Source organism: Mixta mediterraneensis (genome assembly GCF_014946725.1).
GTDB lineage: Bacteria > Pseudomonadota > Gammaproteobacteria > Enterobacterales > Enterobacteriaceae > Pantoea > Pantoea mediterraneensis.
The window spans coordinates 76,332-91,737 of record NZ_JACFXY010000003.1 but is presented as its reverse complement, the minus strand read 5'-3'; the positions used below and the strand labels follow the sequence as shown (position 1 = coordinate 91,737).

Annotated in this window: 17 protein-coding genes; 14 read left to right on the top strand and 3 right to left on the bottom strand. The window is 45.5% G+C overall.

The annotated features are described in order from the left end of the window. Positions 1–18: 18 nt before the first annotated feature. The 12 genes from H2P46_RS06955 (at position 19) to H2P46_RS06900 (ending at position 9,563) form a co-directional block, all read left to right on the top strand. Entirely contained in the window at positions 19–420 is a 402-nt protein-coding gene (locus H2P46_RS06955) for an InvB/SpaK family type III secretion system chaperone (RefSeq protein WP_193404451.1), read from the top strand. Next, positions 420–1,727 carry a FliI/YscN family ATPase gene (locus tag H2P46_RS06950; protein ID WP_193404696.1) on the top strand — a complete coding sequence of 436 codons (1,308 nt, stop codon included), beginning with the start codon at positions 420–422 and terminating at the stop codon, positions 1,725–1,727. The genes H2P46_RS06955 and H2P46_RS06950 overlap by 1 nt, the downstream gene beginning before the upstream one ends. Further along, entirely contained in the window at positions 1,714–2,196 is a 483-nt protein-coding gene (locus H2P46_RS06945; protein WP_193404450.1) for a hypothetical protein, read from the top strand. The genes H2P46_RS06950 and H2P46_RS06945 overlap by 14 nt, the downstream gene beginning before the upstream one ends. Next, entirely contained in the window at positions 2,151–3,794 is a 1,644-nt protein-coding gene (locus tag H2P46_RS06940; RefSeq protein ID WP_193404449.1) for a hypothetical protein, read from the top strand. The genes H2P46_RS06945 and H2P46_RS06940 overlap by 46 nt, the downstream gene beginning before the upstream one ends. Beyond that, positions 3,794–4,729 (top strand): FliM/FliN family flagellar motor switch protein, encoded by a 936-nt coding sequence (locus tag H2P46_RS06935; RefSeq protein ID WP_193404448.1) that lies wholly within the window; start codon positions 3,794–3,796, stop codon positions 4,727–4,729. The genes H2P46_RS06940 and H2P46_RS06935 overlap by 1 nt, the downstream gene beginning before the upstream one ends. 6 nt (positions 4,730–4,735) lie before the next feature. Beyond that, entirely contained in the window at positions 4,736–5,425 is a 690-nt protein-coding gene (locus H2P46_RS06930) for an EscR/YscR/HrcR family type III secretion system export apparatus protein (protein ID WP_419776135.1), read from the top strand. A 4-nt stretch (positions 5,426–5,429) separates the two neighbouring features. Further along, positions 5,430–5,690: a type III secretion system export apparatus subunit SctS gene (gene sctS, locus H2P46_RS06925; protein ID WP_193404446.1), complete on the top strand. Its 261-nt coding sequence runs from the start codon at positions 5,430–5,432 to the stop codon at positions 5,688–5,690. 13 nt (positions 5,691–5,703) lie between these two features. After that, positions 5,704–6,474, top strand: a complete 771-nt coding sequence (gene sctT / locus H2P46_RS06920; RefSeq protein ID WP_193404445.1) for a type III secretion system export apparatus subunit SctT — start codon at positions 5,704–5,706, stop codon at positions 6,472–6,474. Further along, positions 6,474–7,589 carry an EscU/YscU/HrcU family type III secretion system export apparatus switch protein gene (locus tag H2P46_RS06915; protein WP_193404444.1) on the top strand — a complete coding sequence of 372 codons (1,116 nt, stop codon included), beginning with the start codon at positions 6,474–6,476 and terminating at the stop codon, positions 7,587–7,589. Before sctT ends, H2P46_RS06915 begins: the two co-directional genes overlap by 1 nt. After that, entirely contained in the window at positions 7,582–8,325 is a 744-nt protein-coding gene (locus H2P46_RS06910) for a lytic transglycosylase domain-containing protein (protein WP_193404443.1), read from the top strand. Before H2P46_RS06915 ends, H2P46_RS06910 begins: the two co-directional genes overlap by 8 nt. A 132-nt stretch (positions 8,326–8,457) precedes the next feature. Beyond that, positions 8,458–9,303 (top strand): IpaD/SipD/SspD family type III secretion system needle tip protein, encoded by an 846-nt coding sequence (locus H2P46_RS06905; RefSeq protein WP_193404442.1) that lies wholly within the window; start codon positions 8,458–8,460, stop codon positions 9,301–9,303. A gap of 14 nt (positions 9,304–9,317) precedes the next feature. Further along, positions 9,318–9,563, top strand: a complete 246-nt coding sequence (locus tag H2P46_RS06900) for a hypothetical protein (protein WP_193404441.1) — start codon at positions 9,318–9,320, stop codon at positions 9,561–9,563. A 107-nt stretch (positions 9,564–9,670) separates the two neighbouring features. Here the strand turns inward: H2P46_RS06900 and H2P46_RS06895 are convergent, their stop codons facing one another. Next, positions 9,671–10,339, bottom strand: a complete 669-nt coding sequence (locus H2P46_RS06895) for a response regulator transcription factor (protein ID WP_193404440.1) — start codon at positions 10,337–10,339, stop codon at positions 9,671–9,673. Positions 10,340–10,986: 647 nt separating this feature from the next. On the opposite strand from H2P46_RS06895, the gene H2P46_RS06890 reads away from it, so the two are divergent. Both H2P46_RS06890 and H2P46_RS06885 read left to right on the top strand, forming a co-directional pair. Next, the gene (locus H2P46_RS06890) at positions 10,987–11,472 is read left to right on the top strand and encodes a YciE/YciF ferroxidase family protein (RefSeq protein WP_193404439.1); all 486 of its coding nucleotides are present in this window, start codon (positions 10,987–10,989) and stop codon (positions 11,470–11,472) included. 14 nt (positions 11,473–11,486) lie between these two features. After that, positions 11,487–11,993, top strand: a complete 507-nt coding sequence (locus H2P46_RS06885) for a ferritin-like domain-containing protein (protein ID WP_193404438.1) — start codon at positions 11,487–11,489, stop codon at positions 11,991–11,993. Between the two features lie 52 nt (positions 11,994–12,045). On the opposite strand, the gene H2P46_RS06880 is transcribed toward H2P46_RS06885, so the two are convergent. After that, positions 12,046–12,999, bottom strand: a complete 954-nt coding sequence (locus H2P46_RS06880; RefSeq protein ID WP_193404437.1) for an aliphatic sulfonate ABC transporter substrate-binding protein — start codon at positions 12,997–12,999, stop codon at positions 12,046–12,048. 123 nt (positions 13,000–13,122) lie between these two features. After that, a complete protein-coding gene (locus H2P46_RS06875; protein WP_193404695.1) occupies positions 13,123–14,781 on the bottom strand; it encodes an alpha,alpha-trehalase TreF in 1,659 nt (552 codons plus the stop codon). Positions 14,782–15,406: the final 625 nt, after the last annotated feature.

Here is a 15,406-nt window from a genome sequence, read left to right as displayed (position 1 = left end):
ACAAGATGGTGAAAATCAATGAACATTGAGCTGGTGCCACTTTTAAAAGAAGCTTTAGACATTCTTGCCTGTGATTCCTCTATCATTGGAAATATAGATCACCACTCAACCATCGAGTTGGGGTTAGAAGGCTTTCCTAATCTGCTCATAACGCAGCTTGATGACGACGTCGTACTATGGAGCAAATTAGTCGATTATCATCAACAAAAGTTACTGGCTGGTGCAGAGCAGCTTATTGAGCCATTAACCAGAATTTATGAATGGACTAAATATGGTCAGATCCAGCTAATAGAGAATGACCATCTCTTTGAACTCAGGGCACCGTTACATGAGCGGGTGCTACAGGATAGCCAGGAATTCGCCGTTGCGCTGGTCGATTTTTTCCGCTTGCTGCAGCTTTTTTATCAGACTTTACAATGATGAATGTACTCAGTTTAACGGACTTTTTCCGAAACAGTGCCAAAATTACTGGCGTGAAAGGATCGATTATTACAGCACCGCTCAGACACTCTTTTATTGGCGAGCAGTGCCATCTTTACCCCTGTTTACAGGGAGGTGAGGTGATTGCCAGCGCAGAAACCATCGCCTTTGATCATCGCGGTGCAGTGCTTTGTCTGCTCGGCGAAACGAGTGGCATTTCAACTTCTGACATTGTTGTCCCACAAGGGAGCACCTTCTCTGTGGCTTTATCACCGGCGTTACTGGGTACGGTCATAAACGCACAGGGAGAGGTGCGGCAATATATTAGTAAAGACAGACCGGTGGAGAAGATGACTGGCTCGCAGTCATGGTCTATCAATCGAACGCCCCCGGATATTGATCAGCGGGCACCGGTGCGAGACATCTTTGTCACCGGTATCCGGGCTATTGATGGACTGCTGAGTTGTGGGATAGGGCAACGCACAGGAATATTCGCAGCGGCTGGCGCAGGTAAAACAACGCTGATGAGTATGATACTGAAGTATTCTCAGGCCGATGTGTATGTCATCGGCCTGGTCGGCGAAAGGGGCCGGGAAGTCACGGAATTTTTGCTAACCGGTATTCCGCAGGAGAAACGTGACAAAACGATTGTGGTGTATTCCACTTCAGACAGTCCGGCTGTTGAACGACGCAATGCTGCGTTGCTGGCGACGACCATTGCGGAATACTTTCGTGATGCTGGTCACCATGTAGTGTTAATGATCGATTCAATGACACGTTATGCCCGCGCGTTGCGTGATGTGGCACTTTCTGCCGGGGAAGTTCCGGCCAGAAGAGGCTTCCCCGCGTCGGTATTCGATGATCTACCGCGCATTCTTGAAAGAAGCGGAAATACCCAACACGGCTGCATTACGGCGTTTTATACCGTACTGCTGGAAGAGGAAGATGATGTTGATCCAATTGGCGATGAAATACGCTCGATTATCGATGGACATATCTGCCTTTCACGAAAGCTGGCTGACAAGGGGCATTATCCGGCGATTGATGTGTTGCGAAGCGTCAGTCGTCTGGCAACAGCGGTGGCAGATAGCGAAACGCTGCGGGCGGCAGCCAGTGTCAGGGAGGCATTGGCTCGTCTGGAAGAACTACAGCTCATGATTGAACTGGGTGAGTATCAGGCTGGAGAAAACGCTGCTACTGATGTAGTGATTGGTAAAAAAGAGAAGATAATGGCTTTTTTACGCCAGTCAGAACAGTACGGTTCATCTTTGCATGAAACAAAGGATATGCTCCGTGCCATACAATAAAATTCATAATTTATATCATCTTTACCATGACCAGGTGCAGTTAAAGAAAAATGCCTGTGACCAAAAAATAAATCAGCTGAAAAGTGAGATCGCTGAATATAAAGAGCGGCAATCCACTTTGTCCCTGTCAATATCCAGTCAATGGCAAAAGGTAGCCGGTCAGTCCTTATCGCGAGAAGCTATTTTCGTGATGAAAAGAAAAGAGTCTTTATTAATGGCGCGCTATAACCGTATCGAATTGATACTTGAGGAGTTAACTGAAGCGATAAAGTCTGTTGAAGACCAGAGGCAACAACTTAATTATCAGAAAATCAGTTATGCGAAGAAAAAAGAAAAATGGGCACTGCTGAATAAGCGTGTGAGGAAAATCCGGAAGAGTAAGAATATCAACCGGGAAGAACAGCAAGCTAATGAGAACATAATATGCAAAGTGGAATTATTCTCGCAGCGTTCAAAAGCCCAGCCTTAAACGTTAATGATAATACCGGGAATGAAAAATTATCGCTTGATCAGCGAATGAAGCTGGCAGAAAAAGAGCAACACGAAAAGTGGAACCGCACTGATATCGCGATTTTACCCCACTTATTATCGTCGCAGGATGCTCCGCAGCTCCAGCTAACATTACATTCTGGACGCATAAATACAGCCTGCAGTGAGCAGCCCAAAAACAACTGCTTAGCGACTCCAGCGTCTGGTAGCGAAAAAAATATAGCGGCATCCCATCGGCAGGCCCAGAGTTTGCCTTCTCAGCAGCGGCAAATGGCCAAAGACGCAATAGCCAAAAGCGCAGTAACCGGGCAGCGCCTGGCACCAGCGGGATCCCGAGAAAATATCGACAGAATATCACTATCTGGTGTCGGCAAAAGCACAGTTTCCCGCGAAATAAAAGTAGGAGAAGGGCATCCGATGAGCTGCGGGAAACAGACTTTAACTCCTGCTGGTACCGGTAATTACGCTGATATTTCCGGTAAAAAGAAGTCAGCCGAAACGGCCCTGTACGAAACCGCGCGCCCCTCAGCAGTTATTTCCCGCGAAGCAACGCCGGGAGAAGGACATCCAGCGGACATCGGGAAACAGACTTTAACTCCTGCTGGTACCGGTAATTACGCTGATATTTCCGGTAAAAAGAAGTCAGCCGAAACGGCCCTGTACGAAACCGCGCGCACCTCGGCAGCTATTTCCCGCGAAGCAACGCCGGGAGAAGGACATCCAGCGGACATCGGGAAACAGACTTTAACTCCTGCTGGTACCGGTAATTACGCTGATATTTCCGGTAAAAAGAAGTCAGCCGAAACGGCCCTGTACGAAACCGCGCGCACCTCGGCAGCTATTTCCCGCGAAGCAACGCCGGGAGAAGGACATCCAGCGAGCGTCGGGAAACAGACTTTAATTCCTGCTGGTAACGGTAATTACGCTGATATTTCCGGTAAAAAGAAGTCAGCCGAAACGGCCCTGTACGAAACCGCGCGCACTTCGGCAGTTATTTCCCGCGAAGCAACGCCGGGAGAAGGACATCCAGCGGGCATCGGGAAACAGACCTTAACTCCTGCTGGTACCGGTAATTACGCCGATATGTCCGATAAAAAGAGAGTTGTCGAAGCGGATCTGCACGAAACTACGCGAACCAAGGCAAAGGAAAAGCAGGAAGAGAAAGCGGTTTATCACGCTATGCGCCCTGCCGCTCCGGAATGGCACAGTACCGATTCAGCGGAAGAAACCCTTTCTGAAATGCAAAAGCCATCAGAAACGGTTAAAGCAATCAGAGACGCTTACCTTCAAATCAGGTCAACTGCCGTGCAGTCGTCGGCGAATAAACACCAGAGCACCGAGATTTTATGGCGATTTAATATAAAGAACAGCAACGCCGATCACTCTGCCCGGGTGGTGATTACTCATGGAAATTACGGTAACAATGCGGTTTATGCCATTACGCCTTCTAACAGGCAGGTTCAGCGCATGCTGGAACAGCACAAATCACAGAAAGAGGTTGTTATCACGCCTGCAGATAAGCGGCTATGTCAGGAACGAAGCCGCGATGATTATTTCGATGAAACAGAGGACAGGTAATGCAATCATTGCAGCTGCCAGTTAGAAACGCCAGAAAACAGGCGATTATTCAGTATGGTGGCCTGACTGATACGCCGGTCATTTTTAAGCAGCCAGATCCAACACAGCGTTATATTCGACTGACCGCTACGGTTGATGAACGCGTCGTGACGTTTTATTGCACTAAGATGGCGTTATTTGACGCCAGCCAGCTTTCTGCCGCTATTTTTCCGCGCGATCTTGTCGATGAAGGGCTGTTGGCAGAACTTGCTGTTGGTTATTTTACGTTGCATAACCATGCCGGACCTTTCTTTACTGCGGCACTGAAGCATATTCAGTGCACGGCAATTGTTACGGGGAAAGAAATAGAGGGCGAACTGGTGAGTTTTGCTGAAGGGCTACATCTGGCATGGTTTCATATATCAGCCCTCGCTTTACCCGCTTACCGCAAAACCGCCGCACCAGTGAACTGGCAGGCATTGAGACTAAAGCTGGATTTACAGTTGGGTTACACCATGCTGCCAGCAGATGAATTATCACAATTAAAACCTGGCGACATCGTATTGATGCAAAACAGCCGGGGAGTCGCCCGAATTGGCCAGAATGAAATTTGTACACTCAGATTAGAAGAGGAAGGTATGTATATCGAACAGTCAGAGGATAATACTAACCAAAGCGATGAGCAGAGCGAAGAGCTGTTTTTGACGGCTGGTTTTACTCTGGACGGGGTGCAGGTAAAAGTCGATTTTATGGTGGGCGAAGAGATAATGACGTTGCAGCAATTACAGCAGTTAACCGCTGGCGACGTTTTATCACTGCGAAAAGATCATCAGGGAACGAGACAGGTTTACCTGAAAGTGCAAAATCAACGCGTTGCTGAAGGCGAACTGGTGCTACTGGACGGGCAGCTGGCGGTCGAAATTACGCAAGTACAAGGCGCGCCAGCGAGCGAATAATTTCAAATGTGGCAGATGAATGATATTTCCCTGATAGGAATATTGGGGCTTGCAACGTTATTGCCATTTATTATTGCGGGTGGAACCTGCTTTATTAAATTCTCAATCGTTTTTTCGCTTATTCGGAACGCTATCGGTTTACAACAGGTGCCCTCAACGATGACGCTTAACGGAATAGCGTTATTACTGACGGCTTTTATTATGATGCCGGTTGCGAATAAGGGATATGACTATTATCGCGAGGAAGGTGTCAGGTTTGATAGCGTGGAGTCGGTTGAAAGTTTCATTAACAATGGGCTAGTGGACTATAAAAAATATCTTTATCAGTTCTCAGATAAAGAATTGCTGTCATTTTTCAATAATATTTACAATCAACGCAGTGACAGTAAAAACAATGATCTTATCGAACAGGAAATACAGTCTGTTGAAAACACATCCATTTTCTCTTTACTGGTAAGTTATGCACTCAGTGAAATAAAAAGCGCTTTCATACTGGGTTTTTATATCTATCTGCCTTTTATCGTTATCGACCTGTTGGTTTCTAATATTCTGCTGGCATTGGGAATGATGATGATGAGCCCGGTAACTATTTCCTTACCAATTAAATTGATACTGTTTGTGGCGATTGATGGCTGGACAAAAGTCGCCACTGGCATAGTGATGCAATACTCATCTTTGTGGAATACGGCAGGGTAATGACATGGAAAATATTTTTTACCTCGGGAACAAAGCATTGTATTTGATACTTCAGCTTTCAGCCGTACCGGTTATGGTTGCCACTGTTGTCGGCTTAGTTATAGCGCTTATTCAGGGCGTAACGCATATTCAGGAGCAAACATTACCATTTGGTATTAAATTATTGGCTGTTTGCAGCTGCCTGTTTTTCACTTCTTCCTGGTTTATCTCGACTTTGAAGGGCTTTTCGCTGGAGGTTCTGAATATGGCGTTCAGAACACCCTGACAGGATTTGACCGATGGGTATTTATAGCGAATTTAATCATAGCATTCTGTTGATTATTATTGGTCTGGCCAGAATATTACCTGCTTTCGTGTTTCTCCCGTGGTTTAACAGTCAATTAATGGGAGGAATGATTGTCAAAAATGTTATCGTCTGCTTGATTGTGCTGGGGCTCTACCCGTTGCTTAATCAGCAATTTGTTGATTTAACGTCACAGCCGGTCATTCCTGTCATCCTTAAAGAACTGGTTATTGGATTGCTTTGTGGCTGCTGCCTTGCCTTGCCATTCTGGGCCGCTCTGGCTATTGGTGAAATTATTGATAACCAACGAGGCGCAACCATCAGTAGCACGATGAATCCAGGCGTTGGGGTCGAAACCTCAGTAATGGCTAATTTTATGAATATTTTTTACAGCGCCATTTTTATGCTCAGCGGTGGCATGATCGATTTAGTTAAATTTCTGTACCAGAGCTATATTCTGTATCCGCTTAATATTCCCTTAACCACCAATAAAGAGACGCTTATCAAACTGTCATCGCTGATCGGTGAAATGCTGTTAAAAGCGGTTATTCTCGTAGGTCCGGTATTACTGGCTTTATTTTTGGTTGAGACGGCAACCGGTATATTATCAAGGTTTGCGCCACAGCTTAATGCTTTTTCTGTTGCACTGAGTATAAAAAGTTTTATCGCTTTTACGGTATTACTTATCTATCTTACCCAGATTATGGCACCTCAGCTGGCAGGGCAAGATATTCTTTTTTTGCTGCCCGATAGAGCCCGACCATAATGCAGCAAAAAACAGAGAAACCCACGACAAAGAAAAAGAAAGATTCTGCCAAAAAAGGGCAGATATTCTTCAGCCGTGAACTGGTTAACTGGATTATCCTTATCGGCGTCTCTGGCTTTGTTTTTTTGACTATAGACCGCACCGATCTGATGTTTAGCTTTGATTTTTTTAATGCAGATGGGTTTTCCATGCCACTCGGCGATTATATTCGGCTAATATGCTTGAGTTTTTTTAAGCTAATTGCTGGCATCATTGGCGTATCATTAGCACTTACGATTTTGCCGACATTGATTCAAACCCGGTTCCATCTGGCAACAGAGGCAATACGCATCGATTTTAATAAACTTAATCCTGTTGCTGGTTTCAAGAAAATATTCAGCATGCGCACCTTAAAGGAAGCGATAAAAGTTATCTTATATCTGCTTGGATCGTTGTCTGGTGTGGTGCTTTTTACTTATATACATAAGGCTGAAATTTTCAATCTTCCAAACTATGAGCTGGAAAAGTATATTGAAAAATGGCGGGAGCTTATCCCAGTCTTGTTTTTTTATATGTTATTACCCGTATTGTTTGTGGTCGCAATTGATGCCCTGGTTGAATTCTTCATGTATATCAAAGAGCTTATGATGAGCCAACATGAAGTCAAACAGGAACACAAGAATATGGAAGGTAATCCTGAAATAAAGCGCAACCGAAGAAGGGTTCATCAGGAATTGCTTTCGGAGCAGACGAAGGCCGATATAAAAAGCTCAAAATTTATTCTGGCAAACCCAACGCATATAGCTATTGGTATCTATTTTAATGATGAAATCTGCCATTTACCCTTTGTTTCTCTTGTTGAGCAAAATGCAAAAGCAGTGGTAGTGATTCGGTATGCTGAAAAGCATGGGGTACCTGTGATAAGAAACATTCCACTGGCACGCCGAATTTTTAAAACAGCAAAACAATACCAGTTTGTTGAGCAAGACAACATTCTGGAAATCATGCAAATCCTTACCTGGCTGGAGCAGGTTGAACAGCAATGGCAACAGCATGATGTTGACGTTGAAGAAACTGAGCAACCAGGAAATCCAGGCAGTGAGACACAAAAAGATAATAAGGATGAGCATGCTTAAATTAAGAATAAAGCATCCGTGGCAGTGCGGGTATGATAAATTTAAGCTGTTGATCTATGTAATGACAATTCTTACAGGAATGTCTGTTATTCCTGCGGCGCAGGCTAAAAAATGGTGTTTTACTGATACAAACGGTATTACTCAGGTTGCTGATAGTCCACGGCATCGTGGATATAAGAATTGCTCTGCGCAACCTGAATTACCGCAGGCCATCAGAATGCAATTACAACACTATCAGCAGGGGAATCGTATCGTTGTTCCCACCACGAGAAGGCCGAACAGCGCGCTTTCCCGGCCAGTCAGGCAGCCTAACCACAAGGATCGCTGGGATAGCATTATCCATAGTTATGCGAAGAAATACCGGGTGGATCCCTTACTTGTGAAAGCAGTTATTGCGGTTGAATCTGATTTTAATCCGCAGGCAAAATCACCCGTTGGCGCGATTGGTCTGATGCAAATCATGCCTGAAACGGGAAGGTGGCTGGTTAAGATAATGGGCTTGCCAGAAGAATTCTACGATTTGCACGACCCGGAAAAAAATATTAACCTGGGTGTCTATTTTATCGCCTGGCTGACTGAGCGCTATAATAATGACCTGGAGTTAATTCTGGCTGCTTATAACGCCGGGCCAGGAGGCGTTGCCCGTTATCATAATCATGTTCCTCCTTATAAAGAAACTCAGAAATATATCAGGAAAATAATTAAGCACTGGCAACACTATCAGTATAAAAGTTAGTGCTTCACTGAAAAGCAGAAGAGCCACGCAGAGGCAATTTTTGCAAGTTATGTAAAAAAGCTTATCGCATAATAAATTGATACAACATCATGACATTACACTTAAGCAATAACGCATAAAAAGGACGGGCGTATGGCTGTGGTCATCTCTTCTTCTGTTAATCCCTTGCCCCATACATCTTCTGTGCCGGAGGGTGAATTATTTAATCAACAGCAGCGCGAAACGGAATATACAAATAGAATAAAATCATTTAGCCATGACCTGTTCGATTATTTTTCCGATGTGGATGCTCTGCAACGTAGTGAAGCCGGATTGCAAATCGATGCCTCTCCCGCCCAGGATATGTTAGAGGACGCGCTGAATAATATTCAGGATATGAAAGAGGCGAAAGACAGCCTCAGCAGCTGGGAAATTTATGCTGATGTCGTAAAAAAACTGAATACATTGCAAAGTGACTATATGGATATTTACAGTGAAGTTACTGAGAAATACCAGCAGTTTATGAGTGAATTTAACCAACTAAAAACGCAAATGGCTAAATATGCCGAGGCCGGCAAAGATGAAGCTACTATAAACCAGGGGGAACTTTCGATTTTGCTGACTGCTTTTATAAATAAGTGGAGGGATAATACTATCCTACTTAAGGTTGATAATGAGGATATTGCAAAATACTGGAAAGAACAACTGGGTTTTGATTACAAAATACAGAATGATGGAAGCTATGTTTTTTTTGCTAATACCAGCCCGGTAATCGATATGAGAGATGCGGTATATAACCTGCCTGATACTATTTCTATGGCCAGATTTAATGAATGGCAAAATGCTATTAACAGCGCAAACAGTACGGTAGAAAGTGATACGCAAATCGTCAGCCAAAAATATTCTCAGGCGAACACTCTCTTTAATAATCTGGCAAAAATCCTGTCGTCAACAATGGATGCGCTCTATCAGGCAGATAAAGAGTTTCTAAGGAATTGATAAGGGAAACGATAATGACCACGGTTAAGCCAGCAGATTTAAATGCACAGGTTACAGCATATCGTGACGGGGTCGGAGTAGTAACGCCGCTTGAACAGCGTTATGCGGAACGTGCAGCCAGTACAGATAGCGGGCCAGATGCTCTCGCTCCGGACACGTTAATAACAGAACTGATGATGCAAATAGTACGGGATGATTTTATGAACAGTATCTTCAACCCGGGTGATGAAAATGAAATGTTAAAAGATAGTGAATGGTAAACATAAGCGCCATACCAGAGGAAACCCGGTATGGCGCTTTACTTCAGATGTCAAACCTGTGAACCCGTCTCGTATTTTGATAAAAATATTCACTCCCATCAGGCATTCTATAAACGGTAAATACCCGCCTGACGTGCGAAATCAATAAGCTGAGCATTATTGTCAAAATTCATTTTTTTCATGGCATTATATTTATGTACCGCAATGGTTCCCACTGAACGCTTCAGGCGAGAAGCGATCTCTTTCAGACGCATGCCTTCAGCATAAAGCTTGACGACTTCAAACTCACGCGGCGTCAGAATGGGCGAGAAAGCACGCTGCTCCAGATTTCCTAAAATATGCCGAATAGCAGGGGAGAAGTAACATTTCTTTTTATCATGTACTGAAGCACATTGTTTGATAATACGTTGCAGTTCGATATTAAAATCGTCGCGTTTACTGATAATACCGGCAAGCGGTTGCTCAAGTAACTGGCTGAGCGTTAACGTATCTTTCATATCGCTAAAAATAAAAATTTTTTTTACTTTTCCTGAGTTGTGAATTTTTTTTATCAGACGAAACCCATCATCATTTCCGCCATGAGAAAAGTTTAAATCAGTTAACAGAACATCTAGCTGACTCACCTCAGCATTGATTTTACGTACGAGTTCCTCACCTGTACCGGCATAAAATACGGTAAAAAATTCATCAAACTTATCGATTTTTTCAATTAAAGCACTGGTGATTATGGGATAAGGATCAGCGACAGCTATACGTATTTTTTTATCTATTATCATTTATTTAATCCCTCAAATTTATATATTTTCATTTTAGCTTCATTGTGCTGACAGTTAAGGCTCACATATGGTACGGAAAACAGACCTGATGCTCTATAGGTTTTTCTGGATAAATATCTTACTTTTTTGTGATTTTTGAAATTGAAGGCAGCTTTGAAAAAAAACGAGGCAGTGCGGGCTAATCAGCAAAGGAGGCGCTACAAAAATGGAACTGTTGTCTCAGACTCGGCATTACCGTCTAAAATCAGATATTTTTCAGGAAATTATCTCATGTAACATGCTGTCTGTTTTTGCGTTTCCCTTCGGCCAGCGTAGGGCTCTCTTCTTTTGTAAATGACTGAGTTATCAATGGACCCTGTTAATTTCAGTTCGTAGACAGGTTGCTTTCAGCTTTTTCAGCAGACAGATAAACGAGAATTTTTTATTGCGGCTATGAGTCGTATCGCTTAGTCAGGCTGACGATAATAATTTTTTTGACGATGCGGCAGATCACCTATTTTGATCTTTTTTCTTTAAGGCGATCGACTGTTATGCGCAGCTATTTAGCAAGCTGACATTAATAAGCTAAAGTTTTAAAGGGGTTTAACTGACGACCGCCAAACGGTACCAATGCTTAATGTAATGAAACAAAAAATGAGGCGAGAGTGATGACGGTTAAGACATTGAACGATCTCTTTATCCATGATCTGTCGGATATTTACAGTGCTGAGAAACAAATAACCCGTGCGTTGCCAAAAATGGCGCGAGCGGCTAGCGATGAAAAACTGATCGCCGCCTTTAAGCAGCACCTTGAGGAAACACAAGGGCAAATAGAGCGGCTGGATGAAATTGTCGAAGCGACGCCAGAAATTAAAATGAAACGCATGAAATGCCATGCGCTGGAAGGACTGGTAGAAGAAGCGCAAGAAATTATCGATTCGGTTGAAAAAGGCGAAATTCGCGATCAGGGACTCATCGGCGCTGCCCAAAAAGTTGAGCATTATGAAATAGCCACCTACGGCACGCTTTATGCGCTGGCGACAAAACTCGGCTATACCAGGGCTGCGGAGCTGCTGGCGGAGACGCTAAGCGAAGAGAAACAAACGGATGAAAAGCTGACTGATGTCGCTGAATCCATCACTGTTACTTCCTGAGAAGGAGAAACCTTATGTCCCCAGAAGAAAACTATCATGACTGGTTGCGTGATGCGCATGCCATGGAACAGCAGGCTGAAAGTATGCTGAATAAAATGGCCGACCGCCTTGAGCACTATCCGGCGCTAAAACAGCGTATTACTCAACATATTGAAGAAACTAAGCAGCAGCAGGCCATGCTGAAGCAGTTACTTGAACGCCACGACATACACAAGTCAGCGCTAAAAGATGCGATGGGAAAAATGTCTGCATTTGGACAGGCAATTGGCGGTATGACCACACCGGACGAAGTCGTCAAAGGCGGTATTAGCGGCTATGTATTCGAAAACTTCGAAATTGCCAGCTATACAAGCCTGATTGCTGCTGCGGAGCAGGTGGGTGATGCTGAAGGCGTTTCCATTCTGACCCAAATCCGCGAGCAGGAGATTGCGATGGCTGAATGGCTTTATACGCATTTGCCAGAAGTCACGCAGCAGTTCTTACAGCGTTCATCGCAGCCGGGTGTAGAAGCGAAGAAATAGGGCATAACGGCCAGGAATGTTTTTAAACCCCATTCCTGGCAAGGCAGTGCGTTTATGGCGAAGCAGGTTGCCAGGTGTTAACCGCTTGCGCGTTGATCGGTTTAGGTAATAGCTTCGCCTGATAAAAAGCATCAGCAATTTTTTGCTGTTCAGCCAGAACCGTCGGTTTAACCGGTTTGATTTGATAACTGCGTTGAACGTTGGCTTGCTCAACCGTTGAAGCTGGCAGCTTTCCCCATAATGGCGAAAGTATTTTCGCAGCATCAGCAGGATGTGTTTTTAGCCACGCGGCTTGCGATTCCAGCGATTTATAGACAGCATTCAGTACGTCAGGATGCGCTTTAGCATAATCTGTTGAGGCCAGATAATAGCGCTGGTAACTTGCCAGGCCTTTGCCGCTCGTCAGGACGCGTGCATGCTCTTCCACTTTCGCACTGGTTACGTATGGCTCCCAGGTAACCCAGGCGGCAACGCTGCCGTTTTCCAGCGCAGCGCGACCATCAGCAGGCGTCAGCCAGGCGGGGGAAATATCGCTAAATTTCAAACCCGCCTTATTTAGCGCCGCAATCAGTAAATAATGGCTGCCCACCGCTTTAGTCACGGCAATCTTTTTTCCTTTTAAGTCCTGCAGGCGATTAATCGGCGAATCAGCCGGGACCAGAATCGCCTGCGCATTCGGTGACGGCGTTTCGCGGGCATAATAAGTCAGATTTGCGCCCGCCGCCTGAGCAAAAATCGGCACCGTATCAGCGACATCGGCCGATAAATCAACGTTATTCAAATTAAGTGCTTCGAGTAATGGCAAGCCGCTGGAGAACTCATGCCAACTGACTTTTACGCCCTGACTGGCGAGGGTTTTATCCAGCTCGCCGCGCTGTTTAATCAGGGTCAGCAAGGTCGATGATTTTTGATAACCGATACGTAAAGTTTGTTCTGCGGCGTGAAGCGGAAGCGAAAACAAAGCGGCGGCCAACAGGGCGCCGCTAACAGTTTTAAGGCGTGTCATGATGCATCCTTATGAGTTAAACGATGAAGCCTTTGGCGATAATAGGGGAGCACCTGTCGCCGGCTAAACGCCGTTTTCTCATAAGCTTTGCCACGCAGCGCATATTCGCTGCGTGGTAGGTAGTTAATCAGCCATTAAATGGCCGTACATCGCCATCAGGCGGCGCGTGACACCATTCGTCCAGCCAAATCCATCCTGCAATGGATATTCACCGCCGCCACCAGGACGGGCACGATCGCCGCTGATGTCATACTTCTCAACCAGCTTGTGGTGCAGTTGATAGAAGTTATTAACCGTATTCAGCCAGTTAACGGCAATTTCACTGGCCAGCGTCTCTTCGCCGTAATTATTCAGGCCGACAACGGCCATCCACTGCATAGGCGCCCAACCGTTTGGTGCATCCCATTGTTCGCCGCTATCTACCATGGAGGTAACCAGCCCGCCATTGCTCAGCAGCAGCTGACGCAGCGCGATAGCTTGCAGATGTGCCTGATGTGGCGTAGCCAGACCGACAAACAGCGGCACCACCGCCGCCGCAGTAAAGGCGCCAAAACGCTCACGACGCCAGTCGTAATCGCGGAAAACACCTGCGGTGCTGTCCCACAAATAACGCGTAATGGCACGCTTACGCGCCTCGGCCTTCTTTTGCCAGGCCAGGGCGGTTAACTCTTCGCCTTTGGCATGCGACAGCGTAGCAATCATCAACTCAAGCTTATAAAGAAACGCATTGAGATCGATGGGAATAAATTGTGTGGTACGAATGCTTGCCAGACGTTTTGGATTACGCAGCCAGCGTGATGAATAATCCCAACCAGAAGCCGCACCCGCGCGCAGGTCACGGTACACCTCGCTGGCGGGGCGTTTTGACTGACGCGCGGTTTCCACATCTTCGATCCATGACTCATCGCGCGGTGTATCGCGATCATCCCAGTAACGGTTCAACAGGGAACCATTCGGCATACGCACCACGTGGCGATAGGCTTGATTTGGCATCAGTTCACCTGCACCATCCATCCAGAACTGATATTCCTTCATCAGCTGTTCCAGATACCGTTTTGCACCCCGTGCACCATCTTCTTCAAACAGCTCAACCATTAGCGCAAATACGGGCGGCTGCGAGCGGCTGAGGTAATAGGTGCGGTTGCCGTTGGGAATATGACCATAATTATCGATAAGCCAGGCAAAGTTATCTGCCATATGGCGCAGCAAATCGTCGCGGCCGGATTCCGCCAGGCCGAGCATGGTGAAATAAGAATCCCAGTAATAGGTCTCACCAAAGCGCCCACCCGGCACTACATACGGTTTTGGTAGCGGCAACAGTGATGAATGCGGCATATGTTGCTGCGGCATTTTGGTCAGTACGGGCCATAATTCATCAATGTGCTCGTTCAGCGTTTTGTCAGGATTCGAGACGTAAAAACTCTCGTTCACGCCAGGTAAATAGAAGTGATCGGCGACGAAACGCGACAGATCGAAATCTTTGCTGCGTTTTTGCCGACGATAACGCATCAGCACGTCGAGTGGATCGTATTTTGGCGAACAGTCAGGAAAGGTTTTGCTATCCTCAAAGATGTGCGACATCTGAACCTGTTCAAACAGTTCAAGGTAGCGATCTGCAGGCGTCAGCGCGTCCGGAGCCGGTAAGCCTTCAATATGCTCTGGTTCCGGTTCAGAATCTTGCATGCCATCCAGTTTTAGTTCATGGGGATCGTATAGATACTCAACTTCCGCCCCTGCACGAACCTCTTCGAATGCATTAAGTTGCTGGCGTGTAGTATTAATAGCGGCCTCCTGAACAGTCCGGGTTGCACAAAGACAAAATTATAACCCCCTCCATCTGGCAGACAACAATGCAGATTGCCTATGGACGTGATAAAAATTGCCTATTAATCGCTTATTGCGCAGAATTTATAGCCATATCAACTAAATATGCGGCTTTCCATAAAAAACGCATTTCAGATGAATCCTTTAGGTAACTAAATAAATCGTTTTAGACTGACAAAAAGTGGCTTTTATTAACATTTTGATAAGTTTTGCGGTGCAAAACCTGGTGCATATCGTGGCATACGCAACGGTGATTTCCCTCTGGTGGTTCACGCGTTAAAAATAAGTCGCTGCCCGTCGCTGTAAAGTATGGAACAAGGACAATCACTTACTCCTGACGGAAAACGCAGCCGCCCGCTTATTTGACACAAAAGATTTGTTATCCCTGCCAAAAATCAGCTTCATCTTCCGCTTACGTTAAAGCATTCTTCTTAAGATCGTGATCACATATTTAACATCCTTTCAACGTGTTACGCGTAACCCTGATTGCATCACGCTGGGGCTGTATCTAAGTTGTATACAATCCGAATGCAAACGGCATCCCACGTTTTGTGGGGAGTTTAACGGCACCACAAAGCATACA

Coding starts and splice junctions, on each gene's coding strand:
- H2P46_RS06955 (WP_193404451.1), top strand. CDS start 19: ATGAACATTGAGCTGGTGCCACTTTTAAAAGAAGCTTTAGACATTCTT.
- H2P46_RS06950 (WP_193404696.1), top strand. CDS start 420: ATGAATGTACTCAGTTTAACGGACTTTTTCCGAAACAGTGCCAAAATT.
- H2P46_RS06940 (WP_193404449.1), top strand. CDS start 2,151: ATGCAAAGTGGAATTATTCTCGCAGCGTTCAAAAGCCCAGCCTTAAAC.
- H2P46_RS06935 (WP_193404448.1), top strand. CDS start 3,794: ATGCAATCATTGCAGCTGCCAGTTAGAAACGCCAGAAAACAGGCGATT.
- H2P46_RS06930 (WP_419776135.1), top strand. CDS start 4,736: ATGTGGCAGATGAATGATATTTCCCTGATAGGAATATTGGGGCTTGCA.
- sctS (WP_193404446.1), top strand. CDS start 5,430: ATGGAAAATATTTTTTACCTCGGGAACAAAGCATTGTATTTGATACTT.
- sctT (WP_193404445.1), top strand. CDS start 5,704: ATGGGTATTTATAGCGAATTTAATCATAGCATTCTGTTGATTATTATT.
- H2P46_RS06915 (WP_193404444.1), top strand. CDS start 6,474: ATGCAGCAAAAAACAGAGAAACCCACGACAAAGAAAAAGAAAGATTCT.
- H2P46_RS06910 (WP_193404443.1), top strand. CDS start 7,582: ATGCTTAAATTAAGAATAAAGCATCCGTGGCAGTGCGGGTATGATAAA.
- H2P46_RS06905 (WP_193404442.1), top strand. CDS start 8,458: ATGGCTGTGGTCATCTCTTCTTCTGTTAATCCCTTGCCCCATACATCT.
- H2P46_RS06900 (WP_193404441.1), top strand. CDS start 9,318: ATGACCACGGTTAAGCCAGCAGATTTAAATGCACAGGTTACAGCATAT.
- H2P46_RS06895 (WP_193404440.1), bottom strand. CDS start 10,339: ATGATAATAGATAAAAAAATACGTATAGCTGTCGCTGATCCTTATCCC.
- H2P46_RS06890 (WP_193404439.1), top strand. CDS start 10,987: ATGACGGTTAAGACATTGAACGATCTCTTTATCCATGATCTGTCGGAT.
- H2P46_RS06885 (WP_193404438.1), top strand. CDS start 11,487: ATGTCCCCAGAAGAAAACTATCATGACTGGTTGCGTGATGCGCATGCC.
- H2P46_RS06880 (WP_193404437.1), bottom strand. CDS start 12,999: ATGACACGCCTTAAAACTGTTAGCGGCGCCCTGTTGGCCGCCGCTTTG.